This window comes from Lentzea sp. NPDC058450 (genome assembly GCF_042721395.1).
Classification (GTDB): Bacteria; Actinomycetota; Actinomycetes; order Mycobacteriales; family Pseudonocardiaceae; genus Lentzea.
Genome location: NZ_JBHXLO010000029.1, coordinates 22,987 through 38,979, shown reverse-complemented (window position 1 = coordinate 38,979; position 15,993 = coordinate 22,987). Strand labels below are relative to the sequence as shown.

The 15,993-nt window shown below is 69.1% G+C and carries 15 protein-coding genes and 1 pseudogene; 9 read left to right on the top strand and 7 right to left on the bottom strand.

Annotated features, from left to right (window positions below; translation table 11 throughout):
- Positions 1-9: 9 nt before the first annotated feature.
- The 3 genes from ACFWNN_RS34370 to ACFWNN_RS34360 are packed head-to-tail and all read left to right on the top strand — an operon-like array spanning position 10 to position 1,758.
- Positions 10-477, top strand: coding sequence for a hypothetical protein (locus tag ACFWNN_RS34370; RefSeq protein ID WP_382444116.1), 468 nt, complete (start codon positions 10-12; stop codon positions 475-477).
- Complete coding sequence (locus ACFWNN_RS34365) at positions 474-1,007, top strand: hypothetical protein (protein WP_382444115.1); 534 nt, start codon at positions 474-476, stop codon at positions 1,005-1,007. Before ACFWNN_RS34370 ends, ACFWNN_RS34365 begins: the two co-directional genes overlap by 4 nt.
- Positions 1,008-1,029: 22 nt before the next feature.
- Positions 1,030-1,758, top strand: coding sequence for an NAD-dependent epimerase/dehydratase family protein (locus ACFWNN_RS34360; protein ID WP_382444114.1), 729 nt, complete (start codon positions 1,030-1,032; stop codon positions 1,756-1,758).
- On the opposite strand, the gene pruA is transcribed toward ACFWNN_RS34360, so the two are convergent.
- A complete protein-coding gene (gene pruA / locus ACFWNN_RS34355; RefSeq protein WP_382444113.1) occupies positions 1,755-3,383 on the bottom strand; it encodes an L-glutamate gamma-semialdehyde dehydrogenase in 1,629 nt (542 codons plus the stop codon). The two genes, ACFWNN_RS34360 and pruA, sit on opposite strands and share 4 nt — an antisense overlap.
- 9 nt (positions 3,384-3,392) lie before the next feature.
- On the opposite strand from pruA, the gene ACFWNN_RS34350 reads away from it, so the two are divergent.
- Together ACFWNN_RS34350 and ACFWNN_RS34345 are read left to right on the top strand one after the other, a co-directional pair.
- A complete protein-coding gene (locus ACFWNN_RS34350; protein ID WP_382444112.1) occupies positions 3,393-3,806 on the top strand; it encodes a VOC family protein in 414 nt (137 codons plus the stop codon).
- The gene (locus ACFWNN_RS34345) at positions 3,806-4,633 is read left to right on the top strand and encodes a GNAT family N-acetyltransferase (RefSeq protein ID WP_382444111.1); all 828 of its coding nucleotides are present in this window, start codon (positions 3,806-3,808) and stop codon (positions 4,631-4,633) included. The genes ACFWNN_RS34350 and ACFWNN_RS34345 overlap by 1 nt, the downstream gene beginning before the upstream one ends.
- A gap of 6 nt (positions 4,634-4,639) precedes the next feature.
- On the opposite strand, the gene ACFWNN_RS34340 is transcribed toward ACFWNN_RS34345, so the two are convergent.
- The 3 genes from ACFWNN_RS34340 to ACFWNN_RS34330 are packed head-to-tail and all read right to left on the bottom strand — an operon-like array spanning position 4,640 to position 7,195.
- Positions 4,640-5,131 (bottom strand): DUF6912 family protein, encoded by a 492-nt coding sequence (locus ACFWNN_RS34340; RefSeq protein ID WP_382444110.1) that lies wholly within the window; start codon positions 5,129-5,131, stop codon positions 4,640-4,642.
- Complete coding sequence (locus tag ACFWNN_RS34335) at positions 5,128-6,519, bottom strand: wax ester/triacylglycerol synthase family O-acyltransferase (RefSeq protein ID WP_382444109.1); 1,392 nt, start codon at positions 6,517-6,519, stop codon at positions 5,128-5,130. Before ACFWNN_RS34335 ends, ACFWNN_RS34340 begins: the two co-directional genes overlap by 4 nt.
- 10 nt (positions 6,520-6,529) lie before the next feature.
- Entirely contained in the window at positions 6,530-7,195 is a 666-nt protein-coding gene (locus ACFWNN_RS34330; protein ID WP_382444108.1) for a phosphotransferase, read from the bottom strand.
- A 105-nt stretch (positions 7,196-7,300) separates the two neighbouring features.
- Between ACFWNN_RS34330 and ACFWNN_RS34325 the strand changes: the two genes are divergently transcribed.
- Together ACFWNN_RS34325 and ACFWNN_RS34320 are read left to right on the top strand one after the other, a co-directional pair.
- Complete coding sequence (locus ACFWNN_RS34325) at positions 7,301-8,050, top strand: TrmH family RNA methyltransferase (protein ID WP_382444107.1); 750 nt, start codon at positions 7,301-7,303, stop codon at positions 8,048-8,050.
- Positions 8,051-8,059: 9 nt separating this feature from the next.
- Positions 8,060-8,224: a hypothetical protein gene (locus ACFWNN_RS34320; protein ID WP_382444106.1), complete on the top strand. Its 165-nt coding sequence runs from the start codon at positions 8,060-8,062 to the stop codon at positions 8,222-8,224.
- Between the two features lie 207 nt (positions 8,225-8,431).
- Here ACFWNN_RS34320 and ACFWNN_RS34315 read toward each other — a convergent pair whose 3' ends face one another.
- Positions 8,432-8,842, bottom strand: a complete 411-nt coding sequence (locus ACFWNN_RS34315) for an HAD-IA family hydrolase (RefSeq protein WP_382444105.1) — start codon at positions 8,840-8,842, stop codon at positions 8,432-8,434.
- A gap of 69 nt (positions 8,843-8,911) precedes the next feature.
- On the opposite strand from ACFWNN_RS34315, the gene ACFWNN_RS34310 reads away from it, so the two are divergent.
- On the top strand, positions 8,912-9,319 hold the full coding sequence (locus ACFWNN_RS34310; protein WP_382444104.1) for an Rv3235 family protein: 408 nt from the start codon (positions 8,912-8,914) through the stop codon (positions 9,317-9,319).
- Positions 9,320-10,288: 969 nt separating this feature from the next.
- On the opposite strand, the pseudogene secA reads toward ACFWNN_RS34310, so the two are convergent.
- Positions 10,289-12,881, bottom strand: a pseudogene (gene secA / locus ACFWNN_RS34305) (preprotein translocase subunit SecA); the annotation flags it as partial.
- Between the two features lie 412 nt (positions 12,882-13,293).
- On the bottom strand, positions 13,294-13,959 hold the full coding sequence (hpf, locus tag ACFWNN_RS34300; protein ID WP_382444103.1) for a ribosome hibernation-promoting factor, HPF/YfiA family: 666 nt from the start codon (positions 13,957-13,959) through the stop codon (positions 13,294-13,296).
- Positions 13,960-15,070: 1,111 nt separating this feature from the next.
- On the opposite strand from hpf, the gene ACFWNN_RS34295 reads away from it, so the two are divergent.
- Positions 15,071-15,691 (top strand): ComF family protein, encoded by a 621-nt coding sequence (locus ACFWNN_RS34295; RefSeq protein ID WP_382444102.1) that lies wholly within the window; start codon positions 15,071-15,073, stop codon positions 15,689-15,691.
- Positions 15,692-15,993: the final 302 nt, after the last annotated feature.

Here is a 15,993-nt window from a genome sequence, read left to right as displayed (position 1 = left end):
ACTCGGACCATGATCCGACTGGTTCCCGTGCTGCTCCTCGCCCTCGCCGCCTGCTCGACCGGACCGTCCACCCCGAAGTTCGCGGACGCCGACCCGTGCGCGCTGCTCAAGGACGGCGACGCGGGCGGCCTGACCGGCACCCCGGCCAAGTCGGGGCAGGCCTGCGACTTCACGTTCGACTCGCTGACCGCGAAGCTGACGCTGGTGGAGGCGGCCTACGCGGACGAGTCCGGGAAGCTGCTGTCCGACGGCGGCTACGGCGGGGTGGTCGCGGGCGGGCCGGGCGAGAGCAACAACCGTCCGCTCAGCACCAGGTGCAAGGACTCCGCCGGTGTGGTGACCTGCGACGCCGTCCTGGAGGTGCGGGAACGGCAGCTCGTCACGTTCCAGGTGGTCCAGCGCGGCAAGGACCGCAACGAGGTCGGCCACGCCGTCCAGGCTCTCGCCGCGAAGGCGTTCGAAAGGCTCCCGAAGTGAAGCGCTTGCTGTCGTTGCTGCTCCTGGTCGCGGGCTGCACCGCCACTCCCGTGGCGAGCGCGCCCACGACCACAACGACAACGACGACCACCGAGACGACGGTCGTGACGACCTCGCCGCGCATCGACACGCCGAAGAAGCTCCCGGCCGACCCGTGTCAGCTGCTGACCGCGGCGGACTTCGACGCGCCGCTGGCCGGCACGCCTGCGCCGGACCCCGCGATTCCGCGGTCCTGCGTGTTCCAGGAGGGCAAGACCGGTACCGACGCGGACATGTTCGTGGTGGTGGCGTACCTGGGCGCCTTCGAGAAGCCGGCGGACGCGGTGGGCGAGATGCTCATCGAGGGTCACTCGACGGCGATCTCGTTCGTCAGCAAGCCCGGAACCATGCAGGCCGTGCACACCGTCGCCGTCAACGCGACCGAGTCCTACCTGATCATCGTGGACCTGCCGAAGGCCAACTCCTCGCAGGTCTCGCAGATCGGGCTCGGCAAGGCGCAGCAGGCGTTCAGGCGGCTCGTCACACCCTGACGCGCTGTCTCGTCCACTGGTCATGAAGGTATTCGTGATCGGTGCGTCGGGTGTTCTCGGACGGGAAGCGGTGCCGCAGCTGCAGGCGGCGGGGCACGAGGTCGGGGTGCTGGACCGGCACACGACCTCGCTGTTCGACGCGGACCAGCTGGCGGCGGCGATGACGGGCTACGACGCCGTCATCAACCTCGCCACCCGCATCCCGCTGTCCGCGAAGGCCGTCCTGGCCAGCGCGTGGGCGGACAACGACCGCATCCGCACCGAGGGCAGCGCGGCGCTGGTCGAGGCGGCGCGCAAGGCCGGTGTCGGCCGGATCGTGCAGGAGGGCATCTCGTTCGTCTACGCGGACGGCGGTGACCGCGAGCTCGACGAGAACGCGCCGCTGAAGCCCGTCGGGCACATCGCCAGCTCGGTGACCGCGCAGGAGAACGTGCTCCGGCACCCCGGCGGCGTCTTCCTGCGCTACGGCCTGCTGATCGGCGGCCAGGCGCAGTCGCCGCCGGTGCTGGTCGGCGACGGCTGGATGTCGGTCGTGCACCCCGCGGACGCGGCGGCGGCAGCGATCGCGGCACTCGACGCGCCCGCCGGGATCTACAACGTCGGCACGGCGATCGAGAAGCGCGCCGCCGGGATCACCCGTGTCCCGAAGTTCTTCGGGAAGTTCACCGCGGCGTTCGAGGTCTTCGGCAGGTCGCAGCGGGTGGTGAGCACGAAGCTCACCGAGGCAACGGGCTGGCGGCCGCAGCGCTAACCCATGTGCGGATACCGGTGGTCCGTCGGCGGGACCAGGGTCTCCTTGATGGCACGCGGGCTCGTCCACCTCTGGAGGTTGTAGATCGAGCCCGCCTTGTCGTTGGTCCCGGAGCCGCGCGACCCGCCGAACGGCTGCTGCCCCACCACCGCGCCGGTCGGCTTGTCGTTGACGTAGAAGTTCCCCGCCGCGAACCGCAAGGCGCGATGAGCCTGTTCCACGGCAACGCGGTCACGGGCGAACACGGCACCGGTGAGCGCGTACGGCGTGGACGTGTCGATGGTCTCCATCATCTTCGGGAAGTCCGCGTCGTCGTAGACGTGCACGGCGAGGATGGGTCCGAAGTACTCGGTCGTGAAGATGTCGTGGTGCGGGTCGGTGCCGAGCAGCACGGTCGGGTCGACGAAGTAGCCCGTCGAGTCGTCGCACGTGCCGCCCGCCAGCACCTCGACCGAAGTGGACGCGGACGCCATCAGCAGCGCTTCCTTGTGCTTCGCGTACGCGCGTGCGTCGATCACGGCGCCACCGAACGCCGACAGGTCCGTGACATCGCCGTAGGACAACGACTTCGTGACGTCGAGCAGCTGCTCGCGCACCCCGCCCTCCCACAACGACCTGGCGACGTACGCGCGGGATGCCGCCGAGCACTTCTGGCCCTGGTACTCGAAAGCACCGCGCACCAGACCCGTCACGAGCGCTCTCGGGTCAGCGGAAGCGTGTGCCAGCACGAAGTCCTTGCCGCCGGTCTCGCCGACGACGCGCGGGTAGGCGCGGTAGTTGTCGAGGTTGCCCGCCATGGTCTGCCACAACGTCTTGAACGTGCGCGTGGAGCCGGTGAAGTGCAGGCCCGCGAAGAACCTGTCCCGCAACGCGACCTGGCTCAGCGCCTGCCCGTCACCGGTCACCAGGTTGATCACGCCCGGCGGCAGGCCGGCCTCCTCGAGCAACCGCATCGTGAAGTGCGCGGCCAGCTGCTGCGTCGGCGACGGCTTCCACAGCACGGTGTTGCCCATCAGCGCGGGCGCGAGCGGCAGGTTGCCGGCGATGGCGGTGAAGTTGAACGGCGTGATCGCCACGACGAACCCGTCGAGCGGCCGGTGGTCCATCCGGTTCCACACGCCCGGCGACGACGCGGGCTGCTCTTCGAGGATGCGGCGGCCGAAGTGGACGTTGTAGCGCAGGAAGTCGATGAGCTCGCACGCCGCGTCGATCTCGGCCTGCTGCACGGACTTCGACTGGCCGAGGATCGTGGCGGCGTTGAGCGTGTCGCGCCACGGTCCGGCGAGCAGTTCGGCGGCGCGCAGCAGCACGGCGGCGCGTTCGTCGTACGGCAGCTCCTGCCAGCCCGGGGCGGCGTGCTGGGCGGCGCGCATGGCGTCGGCGACGTCGGAGTTCGTCGCGTGGGCCGTGACGCCGAGGACGTGCCTGTGGTCGTGCGGCTGAACGACGTTCATGCGTTCACCGCCACCCATGCGCTGCTGACCGCCGATGGTCATCGTCAGCTCGTGCGTGACGCCTTCGAGTTCATCGATGCGTGCCTTCAGACTGGACCGTTCGGCGCTGCCGGGTGCGTAGGTGCGCACGGGCTCGTTGACCGGTTCGGGTGCAGACGTGACTGCGTCCATTCCCCCATCGTGGCACGCGGTAGTAGGGTCCGTCGGGTGGCGCGGGTGACAGGCATCGGCGGGGTTTTCCTGCGTTCTAGAGACCCTGTGCGGTTGGCCGCCTGGTATCGCGACAACCTGGGCGTGCCGATGAGCGAGAAGGGCACCGTCACCTTCCACTGGCTCGACACGGCGACGAACGACCACCCCGGCACGACGACGATGGCGTTGTTCGCCCAGGACACCGAGTACATCGGCGAACCCCATCAGCGCACGATGCTGAACCTGCGGGTGGACGACCTGTCGTCGCTGATGGCGAAGCTGAAGGCGCGCGGTGTCGAGGTGCTGCCCGAGACCGAGGACTCCGAGTTCGGCCTGTTCGGCTGGTGCGTCGACCCCGAGGGCAACCGCATCGAGCTGTGGGAGCCGGCGGAAGGCATGTGATGCTCGACGAGGCCGTCAAGGCGTTGCGGGAGTGGCAGAGCGACGACTCGCCGTTCCAGCTGCATCCGGGAGATGTGGGCTGGTACTGGCGTTTCGGTCTTGAGGCGACCGCGGAGGCGGTGCGCACGTGGAGCGTGGACGGGCGGATCGCCGCCGTCGGCCTGCTGGACGGCGCCGACCTGCTGCGGTTCACGATCGCGCCGGACCTGAGGCAGGACTCCGAGCTGGCGGCGCGGCTGGCGGACGACATCTGCACTCCGGAGCGCGGCGTTCTTCCCTCCGGAACCGTCTACGTGGAATCACCGCGTGGGACGCGGTTCCAGGAGGTGCTGTTCGCGCGCGGGTGGCAGTCGGACGAGCCGTGGACGCCGTTGCGCCGTGACCTCTCGGTCGAGGTCGAGGATCCGGGTGTGCGGGTCGAGGTGATCGAGGCCGATCGGGCTTCGGTGCACGCCGACGTGATCAGGGCGTCCTTCGAGAAGTCGACGTTCAACTCTGAGCGTTGGCACGCCATGGCTTCCGGAGTGCCGTTCGCGGACGCCCGGTGCCTGGTGGCGTTCGACGGTGCCGCTCCTGCCGCCGCGATCACCGTGTGGTCAGCCGGTGCGGGCCGGCCTGGCGTGATCGAACCGATGGGCGTGCACCACGACCATCGGGGCAAGGGGTTCGGGCGCGCGATCACCGTGGCCGCCGCGTCCGCGTTGCGGTCGCTGGGGTCGTCGAGCGCGATCGTGTGCACGCCTTCGTCGAACGTCGGCGCGGTCGCCACCTATCGGGCAGCGGGGTTCACCGCGCTGCCCGAGGTGCACGACCAGCGGCGTGACTAGGTACGGCTAGAGCAGCTCCAGCACGAACGGGAGCTCCTGCGCCGCGTACCAGGCCAGTTCGTGGTCCTCGGCGCTGCCCAGGGTGAACTCGGCGTCCGGGTCGCCCATGTCCGCCGCGTCCACGACCTCGACGGCCGCGCGCACGTCCTGCTCGGCCTCGGCCGTGTCCAGGTGCACCGACGCGACGTCCTTGAGCGTGAACGAGCCGCCGACCTTCACGACCGAGAAGTCGAGGTCCGGGCGCAACGTCACGTCGTCCATGTCGACCGCGAGCACCGCGCGCCGGGGCTCGGCCTTCTCGTCGGCCGCGAGCAGCCGCAGGGAGGCCCGTGCGGCGTCGAGCATCGCCGCGTACTCCAGCTCCTCGGTGTCGCCGGCCGCGTACGACTCGCGCAACGCCGGCGTCAGCGCGAACGCCGTGCCGGTCACCGGGGCCAGTTCGCCGCTGTCGACGAACGTGCGCAGCATCGGCACCGTGGCCGGGATGTAGACCCTCATGCGCTCGCCGTCCCCATCAGTTCCTCCACCGACTCCTCGACCATGGTCGCGAGAACGTCCACATCGGACATGGCGTCGCGGTCGCCGTTCAGCCCGAAGTACACACCGCCGTCGTACGACGTCACCCCGATGGCCAGCGCCTGGTTCTTGGCTAGCGGGACGACCGGGAAGATCTCGGTCATTCTCGCGCCTGCCGCGTACAGGGGCACCTGCGGGCCGGGAACATTCGTGACGATCACGTTGAACAGCCGGCGACTGAACGAGCTGGCGGCGCGGGCGCCCAGCGCGTGCAGCGTCGGCGGGGCGAAGCCGGAGACCTTCACCAGCGCGTCGGCGGCGACGGACTGGCCGGACTCCTGGTGGGCGCGCATCGCGTGGCTGACGTGGTGCAGCCGCACGACCGGGTTCGGTTCGCCGACGGGCAGGTCGACCAGGTAGGCGCTCACGTTGTTGCCGGAGTCCGGGTCGGCCTCGCGGACGCTCAGCGGGGCCATCGCACGGATCGTGGTGCTGCCGGTGACGTTCTCGCCCCGGCTGAGCAGCCAGTTCCGCAGCGCCCCGCTCAGCGCCGCCAGGACCACGTCGTTGACCGTGCCGCCGTGCGCCTTGCGGATGGCGCGCAGGTCGTCGAGCTGGGCGCGCGCCACGGCGAACCGGCGCTGCGGCGAGGTGATGCGCACGTTCAGCGGCGTGCCGGGGGCGGGCGTGGCGGCGGTCCGGACGGCCTGGGCGAGGATGCCGAACGCGTTGAAGACCTTCTCGACGGTGTTGACGGTGTCGAGGACGGCGCTGCGGGCGTTCTCCACGAGCTCGCCCGGCCGTTGCACGATGTCGGTGACGGCGTCGGCCACGAGCTGGAGCCCGCCCGGCTCCGGCTGCGGCATCCAGAGGTTCTCGACGTTGGTGCGCGGCGTCGGCGAGACGTCCAGCATGACCTGGCCGATCTCCAGCGACGCGATGCCGTCGATCATGGCCTGGTGGGTCTTGGTGATGACCGCCGTCTGGTTCTGCTCCAGGCCCTCGACCAGGTAGATCTCCCACAGCGGACGGCTGTGGTCGAGCGGGCGGGACATCAGCCGCGCGACGAGGTCGTGCAGCTGGGTGTCGTTGCCCGGCTTCGGGAGGGCGGAGCGGCGCACGTGGTAGGTGACGTCGAAGTCCGGGTCGTCGACCCAGACCGGGCGCGCGATGCGGCCGGGGACGTGCACGACCTTCTGGCGGTAGCGCGGCACGAGGCTCAGGCGCTGTTCGATGAGGTCGACGAGCTTGTCGTAGTCGAAGCCCGCCTTGGGCCTGCGGAAGACGGCCACGCCACCGACGTGCATAGGCGTCGTGGAGCCCTCCATGTACAAGAACGAGGCGTCCAGCGCTGACAGTCGGTCCGGCATGCGGCCCAGCCTAGTGCGGTTCGCGGTCCATCAACTTCTGCAGCACGGCGCGTTCGCGCGGATCGCGGTCGTGCCGCTGCAGCCGGATGCGCGCGGCCTCCGGAATCGCGTCCTTCGCCTTCGGGTCCACGTTGGCCATGAACGACCTGAGGAACCGCCAGCGCGTCAGCTTCATGACCGGCGCCAGGTGGGCGACGGTGAGCGAGACCCAGCTGAGCGCGACGTCGAGCCTGCGGTCACCCTTCGTGGCGCTGGCCCAGTCGAGGACCACCGGTCCCTCCGGGCCCAGCACGACGTTGCCGGGGTGCAGGTCGAGGTGCAGCAGGTCGCCTTCGCCGTCGAGGAAGTCGGGCGCGGCGACGACGTCGAGGCGGTGGTGCAGGTCGGCGAGCTCGGCGCCGAGACTCGCGGCGAGCCACGGCTTGCGGCCGATCTCCTCGGACATCCGCGGGCCGGGCACGTACTGCATGACGAGTTCGGTCTCGGTGGCCTCGTACACCCGCGGCACGGGGATGCCGTGACCGCTCAGGTAGATCATCATCTCGGCCTCGCGCCGCAGGTCACGGCCGGTGCGGGTGCGCTTGACCAGCAAGCCGTCGGACCGGATGAACACGTCCGAGTCCTGACCGCTCGCGAGATGTTGACGTTGCGCGACACTGCGCATACCTGCCGTCATGTGACGATCATCATCGATATGATCCGAAACACAAGGGCCGAACGGCTCTAGTGCGGCTCTTCACCCGTTTGAGCTCGCTGTGCCTGCTTCTGGCACTCTCTTCCGGTGGAGATCTCGCCCAAGGACCGCTTCGTCACCGTCTACGGCCGCAAGCCAGTGCTGGAAGCGCTGGACGACCCGGCGTTGTCGGTCGACAAGGTGGTGCTCGCCGACACGGCCCGCGGCCCCGCCGCCCGCGAGATCCTCGACGCGGCTCGGGGGCGCGGAGTTCAGGTGCAGCGCGCGACCGCCCAGCGGGTGAAGGTGCTGGCGGGCAACGGCAAGCAGGACCAGGGCGTGCTGGCCGACGTCGTCGCCCCGCGCATGAAGCCGCTGGCGCTGGCGCTGGAGGAGGGCGGGCTGCGATCCGTTCTCGTGCTGGACGGCATCACCACCCCCGCGAACGTGGGCATGATCCTGCGCACCGCGACCGCCGCGGGCATCGACGGCATCGTCGTCCCCCGCCGAGGCGTCGCCTCGATCGACCCGCTCGTGGTGAAGGCCTCCGCCGGAGTGGCTTTCCGAGCGCCAGTGCTGCGCTGCGGCACCTCGGCGGAGGCCTCGGCTTTGTTGCAGGCGTCCGGTTTCCCGCTTTACGCGTTGGATTCCCACGCGTCCGACACGATTTATTCCGCCACTTTCGGCTCACGTGTCGCTTTCGTGCTCGGCGGTGAAACGTCCGGAATCACCGACGACGTGGCTCAGCACATCACATCACGACTGACGATTCCGATGGCGGCAGGCGTGGAATCCCTGAACGTGGCCTCGGCGGCAGCCGTGCTCTGCTTCGAACTGGTGCGCCGAGCCCAGCACTAGAGCCAGTCGATGTGGTACCCGTTCACCCGCGGGTACCCCAGCAACGAGGCGCAGGAGGCCACCGACGGCTCGCCCCTGACCCGCCCGACCGTCCCGTACTGGTCCCAGACCCCCAGGCCGTTCGTGCAGTGGGCCACGGCCCTGAACCGCCCGGGCCGGCCGTCGTCGCAGTAGACCTCGACAGTCCGCCCGTCCCGCAGATAATCCTCGTAGCAACCGCGTTCTTGCGCCTGCGCGGGTGATGCAATTGCCGTGGCTGCAATGGCGACTGCAACACAAGCGACAATTCTTCGCATTTTCTCCCCTATGCAATCCGACTGCTGACCAAAAAGACGCTAGCCGCTGTCGTTTTAAGGGGCAATGACGCCGCAGGGTGAACCCTCAATCGCGGAGTGCGATCGCTAGCAGGATTTCCAACTCCTCAAGGGTGGACCGTGTCGACCGATGGTGGACGCCGACCATGCCGGCCTCGGCCGCTCCCCTCACGTTGACCGCGAGGTCGTCGACGAACACGCACTGGTGCGTCGGGAGGTCCAGCTTGCGTGCCGTGAGCTCGTAGATGGCCGTGTCCGGCTTGGCCAGCCCGACCTCGCCCGAGATGACGGTGACGTCCAGGAGTGTCGTGAGTTGCGTCGGCGGGTGCCACCAGCCGTCCGCGTTGGACAGCAGGGCTGTCTTGAGGCCCTGCTGCCTGGCCTTCCTGAGGGCGGTAAGCAGGGGCGGTTCGTGCGGGTTGTCCTCGCCGGGGTCGGTGAGGACGCCGCCGTAGTCGAGCACCAGGGCTTTGAGCACGGTTCGGACGGTACCCACACTTTCGGGTGTTCGGCGTCCTGATGTGGTCTGTGGTTCGCCTGGTTCGGCATGCCCCCAGGTATTCGTCGCCTCGCTCCGTATGAACCGCCCGTTGGTGGTGCTCCCTTTGTGCCGTTGCCTCGGCCCCGGCCTGTCTGGGTTCCGCTGCCGGTGCCTGTGCCGCCCGCTTTGGATGCTGCTCGGTTGGTCTCCGTGGTGTTGGAGGTGTTGGACGGGCGGCGGGTGGTTCGGTTGTTGCGGGAGGTTTGTGTTCCGGTCCTCGCTGGGCGGTTGGGGCTGTTGGTGCGGGCTTCGTCCACGCGGATGGTTCGGCCGCCTCGGGTTTGTCATCCCTCCCGGTTCGTTGGGGAGATCTCGGTGACTGTTCGGCGGGGTGGGCGGGTTTTGGCTGTGGCCGCTCGGGTGGAGCATCGGGGTGGGCGGTGGTGGTTCACGTCGTTCACGGTGCTGGAGTGAGGTGGTTGCGTTGGGGTGCAAAGACAACTGCGGACGGGCGTGGTCGAGTCATCGCCGCTTCGCGTCGATAGAGATTGGGGCTTGACTTCGGGGCCCTTGCGAGGCGCTGATCGGCCGGAAAAGGCCGGGCTGAAAAGCGCCCGGCCGATCCGCGAGGGGTAGCACCTCGCACCCAAAGTCAAGCCCCGATCTCTTCGCGTGCGTGGCTGAGTTGGGTCTGTACGTCACCACACCGCTTTGACGATCTGCAGCGCTCATACGGGCTCGCCTTCGGCTTCGCGTGCCTCGGCGGCGCGCTGCCTGTCCGCCCTTCACCCCCTGCCCCGCCTCACCCACCTCCCTGCCTTGCCCGTGTCGCTCTGCCCGTCTCGCCCCGCCTCGCCTGCCCCGCCCCGCCCCGCCCTGCCCCGTCCCGTCTCGCCCTGCCCCGTCCCGTCTCGCCCTGCCCCGTCCCGTCTCGCCCTGCCCCGTCTCGCCCTGCCCCGTCTCGCCCTGCCCTCCCTGTGCCCGGCCCCTCCCCTCACACCACCTCTGCCGCCCTCCCCCAAATGCCGCGTGGGCCGCGTCCCTGAGGAACGCGGCCCACGCGGTGGTCGTGCGGTGGTGTTGGCTAGCGGGTCTTGCGCTGGTTCTTGGCTGCCTGGCGGGCTGCCTCGCGGCGCTCCTTGCGGGTGCCGCCCTGCTGGCCCTGGGCGCCGCCGCCCGACTCGCCGTGCTCTTCCACGCCGCCGTCTTCTGCCGGGCCGCTGTAGCTCAGGTTCTGCTGGCCGGGGCCGCCCAGGCCCTTGCCGCGCAGGGCCGGCGGGATGGCGTTGCCGCTGGCCAGCTGGGCCATGGCCGGGCCCGCGGGGGCTTGCGCCTGCTGCTGGGCCTGCTGCTGGGCTGCTGCTGCCGCTCGAGCCCTGGCTCGTGCGCCGCCTCCGCCGCCGTTGCCCGAGACCTGCGGGAGGGCCTGCGGGGTGGCTGCGAGGGTGACCGGGACCTCGGGCTCTGCGGGCTGTTCGGGCTCTGCTGCCTCTACCTGGAGGTTGAAGAGGAAGCCGACCGTTTCCTCGCGCAGGGCGTCGAGCATCGCGTTGAACATCTCGAAGCCCTCGCGCTGGTACTCGATGAGGGGGTCGCGCTGCGCCATCGCGCGCAGGCCGATGCCCTCCTTCAAGTAGTCCATTTCGTACAGGTGCTCGCGCCACTTGCGGTCGAGCACCGACAGGAGGACTCGGCGTTCCAGTTCGCGGGTGGCGCCTTCGCCCACCCGGCCGTCGATGTCCGTCTCGCGGGCGCGGTAGGCGTCCATCGCGTCCTTGACGAGGGCGTCGCGGAGGAACTCCCTGGTGACGTCCTCATCGGACTCGAGGAGCTCGTCCGCGTTGACCGAGACCGGGTAGAGGGTCTTGAGGGCGGTCCAGAGCTTCTCGAAGTCCCAGTCCTCGGCGTAGCCGTCGGACGTGGCGCCGTGGACGTACTCCTCCACGACGGACTCGATCATGTGGTCGACCTGCTCCTGCAGGTCCTCGCCCGCGAGGACGCGGTGGCGCTCGGCGTAGATGACCGTGCGCTGGCGGTTCATGACCTCGTCGTACTTGAGGACGTTCTTGCGGATCTCGAAGTTCTGCTGCTCGACCTGGGTCTGCGCGCTGCGGATGGCGCGGGTGACCATCTTGTGCTCGATCGGCTGGTCGTCCGGCACGTTGAGGCGGTTCATGACCATCTCGACCATGGCGGCGTTGAAGCGGCGCATCAGCTCGTCCTGCAGGGACAGGTAGAAGCGCGACTCGCCCGGGTCGCCCTGACGGCCGGTGCGGCCGCGGAGCTGGTTGTCGATGCGGCGCGACTCGTGGCGCTCGGTGCCGAGGACGTAGAGACCGCCGGCCTCACGCACCTCGTCGGCCTCGGCCTTGCCCTGGGTCGTCAGTTCCTCGACGACCTTCGCCCACTCGGCCTCGTACTCGTCCGGGGTCGTCACCGGGTCGAGGCCGCGGTCGCGGAGCTCGTGGTCGGCGATGATGTCCGGGTTGCCGCCCAGCACGATGTCGGTACCGCGGCCGGCCATGTTCGTCGCGACGGTGACGGCGCCCTTGCGGCCCGCCTTCGCGATGATCAGCGCCTCGCGGTCGTGGTGCTTCGCGTTCAGGACCTCGTGCGGGATTCCCTTGCGCACCAACAGCTTCGACAGGTACTCGGAACGCTCGACGCTCGTCGTGCCGATCAGGACCGGCTGGCCTGCCTCGTGCTTCTCGGCGATGTCCTCGGCGACGGCCTCGAACTTCGCCTCCTCCGTCTTGTAGACGAGGTCGGGCTGGTCGGTGCGCTGCGGCGGGCGGTTCGTCGGGATCGGGACGACGCCCAGCTTGTAGGTCTGCTGGAACTCGGCCGCCTCGGTCTCGGCGGTACCGGTCATGCCGCCGAGCTTCTCGTACAGGCGGAAGTAGTTCTGCAGGGTGATCGTGGCGAGCGTCTGGTTCTCCGCCTTGATCTCCACGCCCTCCTTGGCCTCGATGGCCTGGTGCATGCCCTCGTTGTAGCGACGACCGGAGAGCACACGACCCGTGAACTCGTCGACGATCATCACTTCGCCGTTGCGGAGGATGTAGTCCTTGTCGCGGTTGTAGAGCTCCTTCGCCTTGAGGGCGTTGTTCAGGTAGCCCACCAACGGCGTGTTGGCCGCCTCGTACAGGTTGTCGATGCCGAGCTGGTCCTCGATGAACTCCACACCGAGCTCGGTGACGGCGACCGTGCGCTTCTTCTCGTCGTACTGGTAGTGGTACGACTTCGACTTCTCCTCGATGACCTCGATGCGGTCCTTCTGGGAGAGCTGGGTGACGTCGATGCCACGCATGCGCGGGGCGAGGCGCGCGAACTCCGTGTACCAGCGAGCGGACTGCTCAGCCGGGCCGGAGATGATCAGCGGGGTGCGGGCCTCGTCGATCAGGATCGAGTCGACCTCGTCGACGATCGCGAAGTAGTGGCCGCGCTGCACGCACTCGTCCAGGCTCCACGCCATGTTGTCGCGCAGGTAGTCGAAGCCGAACTCGTTGTTCGTGCCGTAGGTGACGTCCGAGTTGTAGGACACGCGGCGCTGGTCCGGCGTCATCTCGGAGAGGATCGCGCCGACCGTGAGGCCGAGGAAGCGGTGCACGCGGCCCATCCAGTCCGCGTCGCGCTTGGCCAGGTAGTCGTTCGTGGTGATGACGTGGACGCCCTTGCCGGCGATCGCGTTGAGGTAGACGGGCATGACCGAGGTCAGCGTCTTGCCCTCACCGGTGCGCATTTCGGAGATCTGACCCAGGTGGAGCGCCGCTCCACCCATCATCTGCACGTCGTAGGGCCTCTGACCCAGGGTGCGCTTCGCGGCCTCACGGGCCACGGCGAACGCCTCGGGGAGCAGTTCGTCGAGCGTCTCGCCCTCGGCGTAGCGCTTCTTGAACTCCTCGGTCTTGCCGCGCAACTCGGCGTCGGAGAGGTCCACCACCTCGTCTTCCAGGTGGTTGATGTGCTGTGCGATGTTGCGGAGGCGCTTGAGCATCTTGCCCTCGCCGGAGCGGAGCAGTCGGGACAGCACCATCTGGATAGACCTCATCACCTGTATCGCGGCGCGCCCACGTCGGACGCCTTTCCCCTGCCCATCGTAGGCAAGTCGCCAAGATGTGTGCACGGACACAGGCGGATTGCCACGCCCGACCTGGAATCCGCAGGTCAGGTGCTGTTTCCGGGATCTTCCCGAACCCACCTGTCGCCGGTGCCCCCACCTCGGCTACTGATGTGGTGAACGCATGAGGACCGCGTAAAGGTTCCTGGTCCGGCGGATTTCACCTTGACGGTGAACGTCACGGCGCGGGAAGCGGCCGAGTGGCGGTAGACGACGTGCGCTCACGTGCGCGTGCGACCGCGTACGTGACCTGGACAGACGCGCGCCGCCGCCCCGCACGCGAGGGGTGCGGGGCGGCGGCGGTCGAAGGAACGAGGGTCCGTGCGGGTCAGGCCAGCCTGATCACGCCGTAGTCGAATCCCTTCCGGCGGTAGACGACACTCGGGCGCCCGCATTCGGTGTCGGCGAACAGGTAGAAGTCGTGTCCGACCAGTTCCATCTCGTAGAGGGCCTGGTCGACGGTCATCGGTTTGGCGGCGTGCTCCTTTTCGCGTACGACGCGTCCGGGCAACTTGTCTTCGAGGCCGTCGTCCCAACGCTGCGCGGGCACTTCCGCCATGCCCTCGTAGTCGGCCTCGGGTGCGTCGAGCACCGCGGTCTTGGCGCGGCGCGACGTCATTGCTTCGCCTGCGGACATCTCACCGAGTCCGCTTGTCGCTTCGGCCACCGAGATCGGGGCGCGGGCCCCGTGGTGGACGCGCCTGCGGTCGTGTGACCGACGCAGACGGTTCTCGAGCTTCGCGACCGCAGAATCGAGCGCGGCGTAGAAGTCACCCGCGCAGGCTTCGGAACGGACCACGGGTCCACGTCCCTTGCCGGTGATTTCGACCCGCTGGCAGTTCTTCGACTGGCGGCGGTTCGGTTCGTGGAAAAGTTCCACGTCGAAGCGGATGACCTTGCGGTCGTAGCGCTCAAGCCGGGCCAGCTTTTCGGCGACGTGAACCCTGTAGTGATCGGGCACCTCGACGTTGCGGCCCTTAACGACGATGTCCATACACGACCTCCCTCGCTTTGCTGCGAGCTATGGCTGGACTGCTTTAAAAGCGCCGTGGCGATCTTGGATCGCAGATGTGTCGCAGAGGGTCGTCTCCCTCAGCTCTCACGGCGCCAGGATCATGGGCTGTTCGCCTCCTCCCCGCGGGCCGGGAACGCTGATAGCGGTGCACGTTAGCTTGGGATTCACCGTCGCGTAAGCCCCCTTGACGGGGGAACGGCGAGAATTTTCGGTGACTACGCAGTGCGACGACAGCCTGTCGTCACTCACTTCCCGAGCGTGCTCCGAACCAAACCCCACAGCACCTCGCTCACCCGAACGGCGCACGTTCGTGGCTGCACTCGACGGCAGTCTCGCTGCGTCGAACGGCTCCCGTTGCGCCCTCATACCCAGCCAACGGGCGACCCCCTCGTCATGTTCCCGAAACCTGGAAGAGATCGATTCCGAACCACTTCCCGGACGCCTGACGCACTTCTTCCGGGGCCTTCGAGCGGCCCGGATGCCCGATCACGGGCCTGTCACGCCCGGCTGAACGGCGGATTTCGCCCAATGACGGACAAGGGTGTCGATCACCACGCATGCCGACCATAGGGGCCATTCAATGAATAACCGCTGGTCAGCTCCATACGTGAATAATCGTTAACTTGAGGCGCTTGCGAGTCGTCGTCAGGCGGGCGGCGCGGACAGGCGCCCGGCGCGGCGGGCGAGGCTTGATCGACCGCCGCGATGTGCGGACTGATCGGTTCCGAAACACCGTCTCAACAGACGATGGGACAAACGGGTCGAAACGAGTTACAAGATCTTGGGACGTCGTCACAGAACTCTTGCCGAGCAGGGGATTTCTCGCCGCGCGCCAGCGGCTGGAGATCGACAACGTCACCTCAACTTCACCCTTGTGGGCGGTGCCGAAAGACCCCGTCACGAGTCCTCTCGGGGCGGTCGCCGCCGTCCACCCCGATTTTCTGTCAGACCTCGCCGCCATCCTGAATCCATGACAGCACTCGACCTCCTCGTCCCCGCCCGCTGCGCCGGCTGCGGCCGCCCGGGAACTCCCTGCTGCGCCAGGTGCCTCGCCACCTTCGGCCCGCCGCTACGCCTCCAGGTGCCAGGCGTGGCGCCGCCTGTGTGGACACTGGCGTCCTACGCGGGCGCCGCCCGCGAACTGGTGCTCGCCTTCAAGGAACGCGGCGCCCACGCGCTGGCGGCCTGGTTCGGCGCCCTCGTGGCGGCCGCACTGGTCGCGGTCGGCCCTCCACCTTGGACTCTCGTGCCCGCGCCCTCCCGCCGCAGTGCCGCGCGGGACCGCGGGGGCGACCACGTGCTGCGGATCGCGCGGGAGGTGGAGGTGGCCGCGGTGGCGCCGGTGCTGCGGCTGGCGGCCGGGGTGGCCGACTCGGTGGGGCTGGGGCCGGGAGCGCGGCGACGGAACCTGGAGGGGCGGGTGGAGGTGCACGGGCCGGCGGAGGCCTTCGGGGCGGCGCGGGCGCGAGATTTGCCGGGAGCACGCGGGCCGGCGGAGGCCTTCGGGGTGGCGGAGGCGCGAGGGCCGGGGCCGCCGAGGGCCGGAGCGCGGCCTGGGATCGGCGCGGCCGGGACCACCGTGCTGCTGGACGACGTGGTCACGACCGGGGCGACGGCGGCGGCCTGCGTGCGGGCGTTGCGGGATGCCGGGGTGCGGACGCACGCCGTGCTGGTGCTGTTGTCAGCTCGGCCGCGCGGCCCTGGCGAATGAGGCTGCTGAGAAGGCCGTGCGGCGGGCAGGAGGGCCGTGCAGCGGGGCAGGAAGGCTGCGCGGTGGGCAGGAAGGCGACCGTCGGGAAGCCGGCGCGGTGGGCACAGGCGGCGCGTCAGCCCGACAAGCCCGCAGCCCCACAGCCCGCAACCCCGCAGCCCCACAACCCGCAGCCCGCAACCCGCGGTCCGCAGCCCCACAACCCGCAATCCGCAGCCCACAGCCCCACGACCCGCAGTCCGCAGCCCCACAACCCGCAGTCCACAACCCGCAGTCCACAACCCGCAGTCCGCAGTCCGCAG